General features: G+C 71.1%; 7 protein-coding genes. 3 read left to right on the top strand and 4 right to left on the bottom strand.

Annotation, left to right across the window (positions count from 1 at the left end; translation table 11 throughout):
* The first annotated feature begins 18 nt into the window (after nucleotides 1-18).
* The 3 genes from hypF (at nucleotide 19) to EDC29_RS12955 (ending at nucleotide 4518) form a co-directional block, all read left to right on the top strand.
* Nucleotides 19-2397 (top strand): carbamoyltransferase HypF, encoded by a 2379-nt coding sequence (gene hypF / locus EDC29_RS12965; protein WP_243695650.1) that lies wholly within the window; start codon nucleotides 19-21, stop codon nucleotides 2395-2397.
* A gap of 738 nt (nucleotides 2398-3135) precedes the next feature.
* Nucleotides 3136-4209, top strand: coding sequence for an alanine racemase (alr, locus tag EDC29_RS12960; RefSeq protein ID WP_132230237.1), 1074 nt, complete (start codon nucleotides 3136-3138; stop codon nucleotides 4207-4209).
* Between the two features lie 126 nt (nucleotides 4210-4335).
* Entirely contained in the window at nucleotides 4336-4518 is a 183-nt protein-coding gene (locus EDC29_RS12955; protein ID WP_123140445.1) for a PA3496 family putative envelope integrity protein, read from the top strand.
* An 84-nt stretch (nucleotides 4519-4602) separates the two neighbouring features.
* Here the strand turns inward: EDC29_RS12955 and EDC29_RS12950 are convergent, their stop codons facing one another.
* The 4 genes from EDC29_RS12950 to EDC29_RS12935 form a co-directional block, all read right to left on the bottom strand.
* Nucleotides 4603-8061: a mechanosensitive ion channel domain-containing protein gene (locus tag EDC29_RS12950; RefSeq protein WP_132230257.1), complete on the bottom strand. Its 3459-nt coding sequence runs from the start codon at nucleotides 8059-8061 to the stop codon at nucleotides 4603-4605.
* 132 nt (nucleotides 8062-8193) lie between these two features.
* Nucleotides 8194-9516, bottom strand: a complete 1323-nt coding sequence (argA, locus tag EDC29_RS12945; RefSeq protein WP_123140447.1) for an amino-acid N-acetyltransferase — start codon at nucleotides 9514-9516, stop codon at nucleotides 8194-8196.
* A gap of 38 nt (nucleotides 9517-9554) precedes the next feature.
* Nucleotides 9555-10901, bottom strand: coding sequence for a sigma-54-dependent transcriptional regulator (locus tag EDC29_RS12940; RefSeq protein ID WP_274606711.1), 1347 nt, complete (start codon nucleotides 10899-10901; stop codon nucleotides 9555-9557).
* 402 nt (nucleotides 10902-11303) lie between these two features.
* On the bottom strand, nucleotides 11304-12923 hold the full coding sequence (locus EDC29_RS12935; RefSeq protein WP_132230235.1) for a sensor histidine kinase: 1620 nt from the start codon (nucleotides 12921-12923) through the stop codon (nucleotides 11304-11306).
* Nucleotides 12924-13009 lie beyond the last annotated feature (86 nt).

The raw sequence follows: 13009 nt of genomic DNA, 5'->3' as shown, positions 1-13009 counted from the left end.
GTGCGGGGCGCGGCTAGGGTGTCGGGGGCGGACGGGAGCGGCGCACCGGCCGAGTCGATCCGGGTGCGCGGTCAGGTGCAGGGCGTCGGCTTCCGCCCGACGGTGTGGCGGCTGGCGCGCGACTGCGCCCTGGTCGGCGATGTCCGCAACGACGGCGAGGGCGTGCTGATCCGCGTCCGGCCCGGCGCCGGCGCGCCGCCCGAGGCGATCGCGCGCTTCTGCGCCCGGCTGCGCGCCGAGTGCCCGCCGCTGGCGCAGATCGAGCGCATCGAGCGCGCGCCGCTCGCCGACCCCGCCGCGCTCGCCGGGGTCGGCGACTTCGTCATCGTCGCCAGCGCCGACACCCCGGTGCACACCGCCATCGTCCCCGATGCCGCCACCTGCAGCGCCTGCGCCGCCGAGGTGCGGGACCCGGCGAACCGCCGTCATCGCTACCCCTTCACCAACTGCACCCACTGCGGGCCACGGCTGTCGATCGTCGAGTCCATCCCCTACGATCGGGCCAACACCAGCATGGCGCGCTTCCCACTGTGCCCGGCGTGCGCGCGCGAGTACGCCGACCCCGCCGACCGGCGCTTCCACGCCCAGCCCAACGCCTGCCCGGTGTGCGGCCCGCGGGTCTGGCTCGCCGGAGCTGACGGGCGGGCGCTGGAGGAGACCGGGGCCGACCCCATCGCCGCCGCCAGCGCCCGGCTCGCCGCGGGCGAAATCCTCGCCATCAAGGGCATCGGCGGCTTCCATCTCGCCTGCGACGCCGGCAACGACCGGGCGGTGGCCGAGCTGCGCCGGCGCAAGCGGCGCCCAAGCAAGCCCTTCGCGCTGATGGCGCGCGATCTCGCGGTGGTGCGCCGCCACTGCCTGCTCGCCCCCGGCGAGGCCGAGACCCTCGCCAGCCCCGCCGCGCCCATCGTGCTGCTGGCGCGTCGCGCCGACGGCGTGCCGCTCGCCGAGGCGGTCGCGCCCGGTCAGTCGACCCTGGGGATACTGCTGCCCTACAGCCCGCTGCACCTGCTGCTGCTCGCCGAGTGGACGCGCCCGCTGGTGATGACCAGCGGCAACCGCGCCGGCGCGCCGCAGTGCATCGACAACGACGAGGCGTTGCAGGCGCTCGCCGGGATCGCCGACGCCTGGCTGCTGCACGACCGCGACATCCGCAACCGTGTCGACGACTCGGTGGTGCGCACCATCGCTGCGCGCCCCCGGCTGCTGCGCCGCGCCCGTGGCCATGCCCCCGGCGCGCTCGTCCTGCCGCCGGGGCTGGCGCAGGGCGCGGCGACGGTCGCGCTCGGCGGCGAGCTGAAGAACACCTTGTGTCTCGGTGACGGCGAGCGGGCGATCCTCAGCCAGCACCTCGGCGATCTCGAAGAGGCGGGCAGCGCGCGCGCCTGGGTGGCTACCCTGGCGCGCTATCTGGCGCTGTTCGAGCACCGGCCCAAGCGTATCGCGATCGACGCCCACCCCGACTACCGCGCCAGCCAGTACGGTCGCGACTGGGCCGCGCGCGCCGGGCTGGCGCTGGTCGAGGTGCAACATCACCACGCCCATATCGCCGCGCTGCTCGCCGAGCACGGTCGCCCGCCCGAGGCCGGGCCGGTGCTCGGCATCGCCCTCGACGGGCTCGGCTGGGGGGAGGACGGCACCCTCTGGGGCGGCGAGCTGCTGCAGGTCGACTATCGCGGGTCGCGACGGCTCGGCGGGCTGTGCCCGGCGGCGCTGCCGGGCGGGGCGCGGGCGATGGTCGAGCCCTGGCGCAACCTGCTCGCCCAGCTCGAACGCGCCGGGCTGCTCGATGCCGCGCTGGGCCGCTGGGCCGCGCTCGAGGCGGTGCGCGCGCTCGCCGCGCAACCGCTCGAGGCGCTACGCACCCTGATCGCGCGCGGGCTCAACGCCCCGCCGTCGAGTTCGGCGGGGCGGCTGTTCGACGCCGTCGCCGCCGCGCTCGGCCTCGCCCCGCCCCGACTCGGCTACGAGGGCGAGGCCGCGATCGCCGTCGAGACCCTGGCCGCCACCGTGCCCCCCACGCCCGAGGGCTATCCCTTCGCCCTCGACATCGCCGTCGACGGTCGGCTGATGATCGACCCCGCGCCGCTGTGGCCCGCGCTGTTTGACGATCTCGCCGCCGGGACCACCCCGGCGCGGGCCGCCGCGCGCTTCCACGACGGCCTGATCCACGCCCTGGTCGCATGCGCCACCCGGCTCTGCGCCAGCCACCGGCTCGACACCGTCGCCCTCAGCGGCGGAGTCATGCAGAACCGCCGCCTCGTCGAACCCCTCGCCACCGCCCTGGAGGCCCAGGGCCTCCAGGTCCTCCTCCACCGCCGCGTCCCGGCCAACGACGGCGGACTGGCGCTGGGGCAACTGTGCGTGGCGCGGGCGAGAGAACAATCCGCCCCGTAGGCCGGGCAAGGCGTCCGGCGTTGACGGTCTGGCGGACTTGAACCGCAAAGAGACCGTCCTTCCCGTCAACCGCCGACCATGCACGCCAGTCTCCCCCACTGGATGCTGGAGGCTGATCGCTGGAAGCTGGTTCGAACCGCAAAGACGCCAAGGACGCGAAGCAAGAGACGTATCGGCTGGCCGCCCGTTGTCTCCCCCCTTTGGCGAAAGGGGGCAGGGGGATTCGAATCTGCCGTGTAGGTTGGGTGATCCGTCCACCCTCGGCGCCACCGTTAGACCGCCAGGCTGTCCGGACGGGTCACCCAACAGCGACGGCTCGTCAGGCCCGCGCCGGAGGCTGCCGGGCAACCCAAACCCTCACCCTGATCGCCGCCTGCGGTGGGCACGCTGCGCTTTGCCCACCCTACGTTTGGTGGCGACTCACCCTGTCGCCTTCTCTCCTTCGCGTTCTTTGTGTCTTGGCGGTTCGAACCAGCTTCCAGCGATCAGCTTCCAGCCTCCAGTCGGGGAGGCTTGTGTGCATGATCGGCGATTGACGGGCAAGACGGTATCTTGGCGGTTCAATCTGCCGACCGCCGTCATGCGATGAGGGTCTCCGGCGTCGGCATGGCTGCGCCGGACCAGCTGCGCGTTGCCCGGCCCACGTCCCGGTCGCCAGCTGGCGGCTGATAGCCGCTGGCTGGTCGCTGACGGCTCGTTGTATCTTGGATCGCCTTGCAACCCAGGAGATGTTCCCAGATGTCACGTCCGGCTCGCGCCCGTATCGATCTCGCGGCGATACGCCACAACTATCTGCACGCCAAGTCCTGCGCGCCCTCGGCGCGGGCGTGGGCGGTGGTCAAGGCCGATGCCTACGGGCACGGCGCGGTGGCGGTGGCGCGGGCGCTGGCGCCGGTGGCCGACGGGTTCGCGGTGGCTTTCCTGGAGGAGGCGCTGGAGCTGCGCGAGTCGGGCGTCGAGGGGCCGATCCTGCTGCTCGAGGGGGTGTTCGCGCCGGATGAACTGGCGGCGGTCGATCGCGCCGGGCTGGACATGGTGGTGCACGCCGAGCACCAGCTCGACTGGATCGCGGCGGCCCGTCCCGAGCGCCCCTTCGGCTGCTGGCTCAAGGTCGACTCGGGGATGCACCGGGTGGGGTTCGCGCCGGCGGATGTCGCCGCGGCGCTGGCGCGGTTGCGTGACTGCCCCCAGGTCGGGCGGCTACGCGCGATCAGCCATCTGGCGCGCGCCGACGAGCCGGGCGAGCCCTATAGCGCGCGTCAGCTCGCCGCCTTCGACGGCGCGGTCGCCGGTGTCGTGCCGGCGAGCCTGGCCAACTCGGCGGCGGTGCTCGATCTACCGGCGGCGCATCGCGACTGGGTGCGCCCGGGGATCATGCTCTACGGCGTCTCGCCCTTCGACACGGCTCATCCCAATGCCGCCGCGCTGCGCCCGGCAATGACCCTGGAGTCGGCGCTGATCGCCATCCGCACGCTGCCCGCCGGCGAGCCGGTCGGCTATGGCGGGCGCTTCGTCTGTCGTCGTCCGAGCCGAATCGGGGTGGTGGCGATCGGGTATGCCGACGGCTATCCGCGCCATGCCCCGGACGGGGTGGCGGTGATGGTGCGCGGACGGCGCGCGCCGCTCGCCGGACGGGTGTCGATGGACATGATCACGGTCGATCTCACCGACATCCCCGAGGCCGTCGTCGGCGATCGCGTCGAGCTGTGGGGGGCGCGGGTCGACGCCGGCGCGCTGGCCCGCGCGAGCGACACCATCGCCTATCAGCTGTTCACCAATCTCAAGCGGGTGCGGGTCGAACATCAGCGGTGATGCGCCGTCGCGGCCGTCGATCGCCAACGTTGATCCTGACGATCAAAAAAATTCTCTTTCTGAGCGCAAAACTTTGGAGTAGATAGCCGCCTGTGGTTTGCACTGTAATCCAGAGGTAACGGAGAGATGTTGGAGACCGACGGCGGTTATGGCGACGAGGTGCTCGACCGCGCCCCTCACCTGATGAACCAGAACGAAGACGCCTATGGCGGCGACGTCCTGGCGGCGCGCCGGCGCATCGAGCAGATGCGCGAACTCAAGCGGCTGCGCGACCTGCTGGAGGATCCGGACTTCGACGAGCAGATCTGACGCCCTCGCCCCGGGCCGCGTGCGCCCGGGGGCCGTCCACTCGGGCGGCGGCCGCGCCGCCCGAGTACGCCTTCCCCAATCCCCTCAGTCCGCCTCCGCCGTCTTCAGCGGTTCGTCCCCCGAGCCGAGTGGCGCCCGCGCAGCGCGATGCAGCCGCACCTCGAGCGGCGCGTCGGCCGAGAGATGCACGTCGCGCTGCGGGAAGGCGATCTCGATCCCGGCCTCGTTGAAGCGGTCGTAGATCGTCTGGTGCAGCTCGGTGATGATCGCGATGCGCCCGTCGAGCGAGTCGAGATAGCAGCGCATCACCAGGGTCAGGGCGTTGTCGCCGAAGCCCTCGAAGCTGAGCAGCGGCGCCGGGTCGTCGAGCACCTTCTCGTGCTGCTCGGCGACCTGGGTGAGGATCTCCAGCGCCCGGCGGGTGTCGCTGCCGTAGGCGATGCCGACCGGGATGGTCACGCGGTTCTGCTGGTCGGTGAGCGACCAGTTGAGCAGCCGTCCGGTGATGAACTCCTTGTTCGGCACCAGCAGCTCCTGCTTGTCCCAGTTGCGGATGGTGGTGGCGCGGATCTGGATGTTGGTCACCACCCCGGTGGTGTCGCCGATGGTGACGATGTCGCCGACCCGTACCGGACGCTCGAAGAGGATGATCAGGCCGCTGATGAAGTTGGCCACGATCTCCTGCAGACCGAAACCGATGCCGACGCTGAGCGCGGCCACCAGCCACTGCACCTGCGACCAGCTCAGGCCCAGGGTGGAGAAGGCGAGGAGGAAGGCCACGGCGGTGATGGTGTAGCTCGCCAGGGTCTTGATCGCGTAGCGTCCGCCGGCCGAGACCGCCTCGCTCTGCAACAGCAGGAACTCGATCAGCGCCGGCAGGTTCTTGGCCGCCACGGTGGCGACGAAGATGATCACGAACACCAGTCCGACATCGGCGGCGGTGACCGGGACGAGCTGGGTGACGCCCTCGACCGTGCCCTCGTAGTGCCACAGCGCGAAGCGTTCGAGCATCGAGAAGGCGGGCAGCACGTCCGACCAGGTGATCCACAGCCCGACCACCGCGGCGAAGAAGATCGAGGCGTTGATCAGCCGCCGGGTCTGCTCGTCCATCGCCGCCAGGTCGGGCTCGGACTCCTCGAGCTGTACCACCTCGGTCGGGGTGCTCGGCTCGTTGCTCTGGGCGCGACGCGCGGCCTGGCGTTCGAGTGCGGCCTGTAGCGCGAGGCGGCGGCGGGTGACGATCAGCCAGCGCACGATGGTCTGGTGGACCACCAGCAGGGTGAGCACCAGCCAGGTCTGGGCCACCAGCGAGCGGAACAGCATCCCGGCGGTGTAGACGTAACCGGCCAGCGCCAGCCCGGCGAGGGCCAGCGGCGCGCCCACCACGAAGGGGAACCAGATGTGGCGCAGCCGGTTGAGCCAGCCCTCGGGGCGCTCGGCGATGATCCCCTTGAACAGCCCCTTGGCGGGGTTGAGCAGGTGCCAGAAGAAGGCGGTGAAGCCGAGCATGCAGGCGACCAGGGTGAGCCGCATCAGCTCGCCGGTGTCGACCGGGTTGTTGTTCTCGTAGGCGGCGACGGCCACCAGCGAGACCGGCACGATATAGCCCGAGAACCAGTCGATGGCGTGACGGATGCGTGCCAGGGTGGCGGTGCTCCAGCGGAAGTGGCGATCGGCCACGCCGCCGGTGATGCACAGCCCGCGGAAGGCGAGCAGGAAGTAGAGCCCGCCGGCGACCTCGGTGAGCGCGCTGGCGAAGGCGCGGGTGAACGGCGTGGCCTCGGTCGAGGCCTGTAGCTGCATGCCGAGCAGGGCCATCAGCAGGGGCGCGGGGAGCGCCATCAGCAGGGTCAGGGCGATCGCCTTGACGGTGTGCTGGATGCCGTCGGTGCGCACCCGGCGCAGCGGCTCGGCGGTGGCGCGGATGGCACGGCGCAGCGCCGTCAGGCGCCACAGCAGCGCGGCGACCACGAGCAGCCCGGCCCAGAAGGTCCAGGCGTGTTGCAGCCGCTCGAGCAGGGTCGCCGCAACCGCCTCCCAGGCCCCCTCCCAGGACAGCAGCCAGAGGGTCGCCGCCGGCAGCGAGGTGAGCGTCTCGGTGCCGATCGGGGGCGCGCTGCGCACCCACAGCAGGCGCTCGGCGAGGAAGTCGTCATAGGTCTCGGCGATGCTCACCACCTGATCGGTGACATAGTTGAGATCGGCGAGCTGGCGGACATAGTCGTCCTCGATGTCGAGGCTCTGCGCGATCAGCCGGCGGCGCTGTTCGAGCACCTCGTCGAGCTGCTCGCGTACCAGCGCGCGCTCGTCCCGGGGGACGTCGAGGGTGAGTTCGTCGAGATAGCGGTCGCGGTCGCGCAGCCGGCGCTTCTCCTCGCGGTAGCGGATCTGGCGCAGCGTGGCCTCGGCGATTGCGTCCTCGCGTGTGGCGATGTCCTTGCGGTACTGACGCAGGTCGGGCAGCTGGGTGCGACGATCGAGCAACACCTGGCCGAGCGCGCGGCTCAGTCCGGCGGCCTCGATACGCTGCTGGGCGCCGCGGAAGTCCTCCTCGATGCGCTTGCGCTCGCTCTCGATCCTCGCCTGACGTTCGTTGAGGGCCTCGAGTTGCTTGGCGATCTGTGCCAGCGAGGCGCTGATCTCGGCATTGGTCTGGGTCTCGCGCTGCACCAGCGGGTGCTTGTCGGCGGCCTCGCGCTGGGCCTGCTCGGAGGCGCGCTGGGCGGCCTCGGCCTCGGCGTTGCGCCGCTGGTTCTGCAGCTCCTCGAGCGCGCGCTGATAGGTCTTGAGCCGTTTCAGCCGCAGCGCGGCGAGATCGCGCCTGACCTGATAGAGCGCGATGCGCGCGGGCTGGCTGAGCAGCTCCTGTTCGAGCATCTGCGCCTCCGACCACAGCGCCTGACGGCGCGCCTGGTGCGCCCAGCGCTGGGCCTGAACGAAATCGCCCGATTGCCCGTTGAGCTCGCCGGTGTCGACGCTCGGCGGGTCGCCGAGCTGGTCGAGCGCCTGTTTGACCTCGGTCATGCGCGCGCGCGCCGCCGCCGGGCGGTTCTCGGTGGCCTGGGTCAGTTTCTCCAGCTCGCCGAGCCGCGTCTCCTCGACGGCGACGTCGGCCAGCGCCTTGTTCAGGCGCTGGGCGATGGCCTCGCTGGTGAGGTCGTCCGGGATCACCTCCTCGGGCGTGGTGGTGGCGGCGCGGGCGGCCTCGAGTTCGCGCTCCTGTGCCCTGCGCTGGCGCGGCGCGGTCTCCAGCGAGCGGGCGAACTCCTCGGCCTTGAGATCGAAGTTGCGCGTGTCCTCGAGACTGGCGCGCGTGCGGCGATAGAGTTCGAGCAGGGTGGTCTTGGCGCTCTCGTCGAGCGCGGTCGAGTTCTCGACCTCGGTGGCGCGGGCCTCGACCTGGGCCAGGGTGGGTAGATTGGCGGTCGTCTCGGTCCCGGTGTCGGCGCCTGCCGACGGCACCACGAGCAGGGCGAGCAGCAGCCACGGCAGCAGGTTGAGCCAGGGGGATCGGGGATGGCGGGGGCAGGAGTCGGACAGCACGTCTGGCACCAGATCTGGGTTGGCGGGCGAAGGGCGTTCGGCACCCGTCGGGCGACGGGGCGTTCGGCGGTTCTGTAATCGATCAGGGGAGGGGAGACGGGGCTCCCGTCCGATTTCGTTGCGCGGGGCGGGTCAGAGCCGCTTGATGAAGACCTTGGAGTTGCGCTGAAAATTGTAAAGCGCCTGCCGGGCCATGGGAAGCGCCTCCAGCCCGGCCGGGGCGAAGCCGCGCTCCTGGAACCAATGCGCGGTCTGGGTGGTGAGCACGAACAGCCGCGCGATCCCCTGCGCGCGCGCCAGTCGCTCCATGTATTCGAGCAGCCGGTCGCCGCGTCCGCCGGCGCGGTACTGGGTGTGCACCGCGACGCAGGCGAGTTCGGCCATGGCCTCGTCGGCATAGGGGTAGAGCGCGGCGCAGGCGGTGATCAGGCCGTCGCGCTCGGCGACCACGAAACGGTCGATCTCGGTCTCGAGGCGCTCGCGCGAGCGCCGCACCAGGATGCCGCGCTCCTCGAGCGGGCGCAGCAGTTCGAGGATGCCGGCGACGTCGTCGATGCGCGCCGCGCGCAGCTCCTCGAACGGCTCGGCGGAGACCAGGGTGCCGCTGCCGTCGCGGGTGAACAGCTCGCGCAGCAGTGCGCCGTCGCCGCTGCGCCCGACCAGATGGACGCGGGGGATGCCGTGACGACAGGCCTCGGCGCTGGCGCGCAGACACTTGCCCAGGCCCTCGGGCAGCGGCGTGGCGGCGTCGAGCAGGGCGTCGACCTCGCCGGTGAGCAGGGTCGGGGGGAGGGCCGCGGTACGCACCTCCTCGTCCTCGAGCAGGAACACCAGCTTGTCGGCCTGCAGCGCCTCGGCGGTGCTGCGGGCGACATCGGCGGCGCTGAGGTTGAACACCTCGCCGGTGGGCGAGTAGCCGAGCGGCGGCATCAACGCCACCGCGCCCTGATCGAGCAGTGCGCGCAGGGTGTGGCGGTCGACCCGACGCACCGTGCCGGTATGGCCGTAGTCGACGCCGTCGAGCACCCCGAACGGTCGCGCGGTGACGAAGTTGCCCGAGACCACCGGGATGCGCACCCCGGCCATCGGTGAGTTGGCCAGTCCCAGCGAGAGCAGCGCCTCGATCTCCACCCGCACCACCCCGGCGGCCTCCTTGACGCAGGCCAGTGCGGTGTCGTCGGTGACGCGCAGCCCGTTGACATAGCGCATCCGCGCGCCGCGCTCGGACAGCCGCGCCTCGATCTGCGGGCGTGCGCCGTGTACCAGTACCAGACGGATGCCGAGCCCGTGGAGCATGGCGATGTCGTGTACCAGATCGGGGAAGCGGGCGTCGGTGAGCGCCTCGCCGCCGATGGCGATGACGAAGGTCTTGCCGCGGTGGGCGTGGATATAGGGGGTGACCTGACGGACCCAGTCGACGAAGGGGTCGCGTGGGCGGTTGGATGAGGCGGGCAAGCGCAGGGTCCTCGGGTGTGGTGCCGTGGGGCGATGGGTTATTCGATGCCGAGTCGGCTGAGCCGATAGTGCAGCGAGCGCTGCGACATGCCCAGGCGACGCGCGGCGGCGGCATGATCCCAGTGCGCCGGCTCGGCGGGCGCGGGGTGCGGTGCGGCGACGTCGGGCGCGGCGTCGTGGTGTGTCGGGGCGGGGTCGGGGAGGTAGAGATCGTCGATCTCGATCTGGCTGTGCTCGCACAGCGCGGTGGCGCGCTCGAGGATGTTCTCGAGTTCGCGCACGTTACCCGGGAAGGGGTGACGGGCGAGCGCGGTCAGCGCCTCGGGGGCGAGCCGCAGCGGTCCGTCGGCGCCGCTCTTCTCGGCGATGCGCGCGAGCAGCCAGTCGGCCAGCGCGGGGATGTCCCCGCGCCGCTCGCGCAGCGGCGGCATGCGCAGCTCGATGACGTTGATGCGGTAGAAGAGGTCCTGGCGGAAGCGCCCGCGTTCGACCTCGGCATTGAGATCGCGGTGGCTGGCGCTGATCAGGCGCACGTCGACCGGCAGCTCGCGCTGGGTGCCGACCGGGCGCACCGCCTTCTCCTGGATCGCGCGCAGCAGCTTGACCTGGGTCTGCAGCGGCAGCTCGGCGACCTCGTCGAGGAACAGGGTGCCGCCCTCGGCGGCCTGGAACAGCCCCTGCTTGTCGCTGCTGGCGCCGGTGAAGCTGCCCTTCTTGTGGCCGAACAGCTCGCTCTCGACCAGATCGTGGGGGATGGCGCCGCAGTTGAGCGCGACGAAGGGACCGTCGCGTCGCGGCCCCTGGGCGTGGATCAGCCGCGCGGCCAGCTCCTTGCCGGTGCCGCTCTCGCCGGTGACGAACACCGGCGCCTGGCTGCGCGCGAGCTTGGCGATGAGCTGGCGGATATGGTCCATCGCCGGCGAGGCGCCGAGTAGCTGGGGTGCGGCGGAGTCGCCGCCGGGTTCGCTACCGGCGCGGTGGCTGAGCTTGAGCGCGGCAGCGACGAGTTGACGCAGCCGCTGCAGCTCCACCGGCTTGGAGACGAAGTCGAAGGCGCCGGCTTTCATCGCCTCGATCGCCGAGTCCATGTTGCCGTAGGCGGTGATCATCGCCACCGGCAACTCCGGGTGGTGTGCGGCGATGTGACGGATCAGCTCGATACCGCTGCCGTCGGGCAGCTTCATGTCGGTCAGGCAGAGGTCGAAGGGCTGTTCGACGAGGCGCGCGCGCGCCTCGACCAGACTGGTCGCGGTCACCGCGCGGATCTCCATCCGCGCGAGGGTGATCCGCAGCAGTTCGAGGATGTCGGTCTCGTCGTCGACGACGAGCGCCTGGGCCTTGTCGGTCGGCATCGGGTCGGTCTGGGTCCGTCGGTGGTAGGGCATGCGCTGCATCAAGGATAGCGCGGAGCGTCGACCGGTCGCCAGCGATCAGCGGCCAGAGAGATGAACCGCGAAGAGATGAACCGCAAAGGGATGAACCGCAATGGCGCGAAGAGCGCGAAGATGGAGAAAAGGTTTTCAGCCGCCAGCCGCCAGCCGCCAGCCGCCAGCCGCCAGCCGCCAGCCGCCAGCCGCCAGCCGCCAGGATTGAACCGCAAAGCCGCGAAGTGCGCAAAGGGGATGATGCGTGATGTCGGCGTGAGGCCACGGACGTTGCGGGTCTGCGCCGCCGTTGGACGATCGCCCCAGTGGCGGCTGGTCGCTGGTCGCTGGTGGCTGACCGCTCAATCCCCCTTCGCGCCCTTTGCGGCTTTGCGGTTCAATCTTTCCGGCTGGCCGCTGGGTTCAATCCGCCCGGTCCTCGCCCGTCGTGGTCGCGAACAGCAGGCGGAAGCGACAGCCGCTGGGGCGGTTGGGCAGCAGCGCGAGGGTCATGGCGTTGCTCTCGGCCAGCTCGCGGGCGATGTAGAGCCCGAGCCCGGTGCCGCTGTGGCGGGTGGTGAAGAAGGGGTCGAAGATGGCGTCGGCGACCTCGGGGGCGATCCCCGGTCCCTGGTCGATCACCTCCAGCAACGGGCGACGGGTGTGGTGGTCGCGGTCGAGCACCAGGGTCACCGGGCCGTCGCCGCCGTGAACCAGGGCGTTCTCGCACAGGTTGGCGAGGATCTGGTGGAGGTGTCTGGGGTCGGCCACGACCGTGCCGGGATCGCGTTCGAGGTGCAGGTGCAGCCGGCGCGGGCCGAGTTGGCGGGTCTCGGTCAACTCGTCGACGAAGCCGCGCAACCAGTCGTAGAGTTCGAGCGTCTGGCGCTGCATGCGGTCGCGCCGCGAGAGCTCGAGCACGCTGCTGACGATCTCGTCGATACGTGCGCTGTTGCGGTGGACGATGGCGAGCAACTGCTGCTCGTCGCCCGCGAGCCCGGGGGCCTCGGCGCACAGCTCGGCGGCGTGGGAGATCGCGCTCAGCGGGTTGCGGATGTTGTGGGCGATGCTCGCGGTGAGGGTGCCGAGCGCGGCGAGCTTGATCCGCTGCGCCTCGGCGGTGGCCTCGCGGTCGTCGCGCAGATAGAGGATCACGCCGCTGGCGCGGTGCGCGCCGAGCAGCTTGACGCTGACCCGCAGCGCGCGCCCGTGATGGCTGACCACCGCCTGACGGTGCGCGCCGGGCTGGACCAGACGTTCGAGTTCGGTGGCCAGCGCGGTGCTGACCGCGCCGAGGGCGACGCCGGGGGCGTGGCGGTCGTGGGCGATGCCGAGCAGCTCGCGGGTGGCCTGGTTCATCAGTCGCAGCCGCCGCTCGCCGTCGGCCACCAGGATGCCGGTGGCCATGTTCTGGATGATGAACTCGTTGAGCTTGGAGAGGTCGTCGAGGTCGACCTGACGCCGTGCCGCCAGCGCCTCGGCGGTGCGTGCGCGGTGATAGAGCATCTGTGAGATCAGCGCCACGGCGAAGAAGAGGATGCCGAGCAGCCCGGCCTGGGTGAAGGCCGGCGCCTGTCCCTGCAGTGCCTGATAGCCCTGCTGGGCGATCACCGCGATGGTGGCCAGCGCGGCGAACAGCAGCGTCAGCCGTCCCTCCATGGTCAGCGCCCCGGCGGCCACCGTCACCGTCAGCAGGATGCCGAGGCCGCTGGCCACCCCGCCGGCGGCGTGCATCAGCAGGGTGAAGACGACGATGTCGACGAGGATGGCGAGATAGACCTGCTGCTTGCGCGCCGGCCACTGACCGTAGAGACTCAGCCCACTGAGCAGTACCAGCAGGGTGTAGACCAGGAGCACCGACCAAGCCAGCTCGGTGTCGGCGCTGGCGAGCAGCGGATCGACCGCGTTGGGCGAGAACACCAGGGTCAGCCCGACGACCAGCAGCAGCCGGATCAGCAGCAGCCAGCGCAGCGCCCCCCAGGTGGGATAGGATGCCGGGTCGAGGGGGGCGGTGCTGGCGTGGGACGAGGCGTGCTTGGGCATCGGGATGCTGTCGGGAGGCGGGCGGCGTTTTGCCAAAGCCGCTGGAATTAGACCAGAATTGTCGCGTTGCGACCATGGTAGGCATG

Origin of the sequence: Marichromatium gracile, from assembly GCF_004343155.1 — a bacterium.
Taxonomy (GTDB): Bacteria; Pseudomonadota; Gammaproteobacteria; order Chromatiales; family Chromatiaceae; genus Marichromatium; species Marichromatium gracile.
This window is presented reverse-complemented; position numbering and strand designations above follow the sequence as displayed.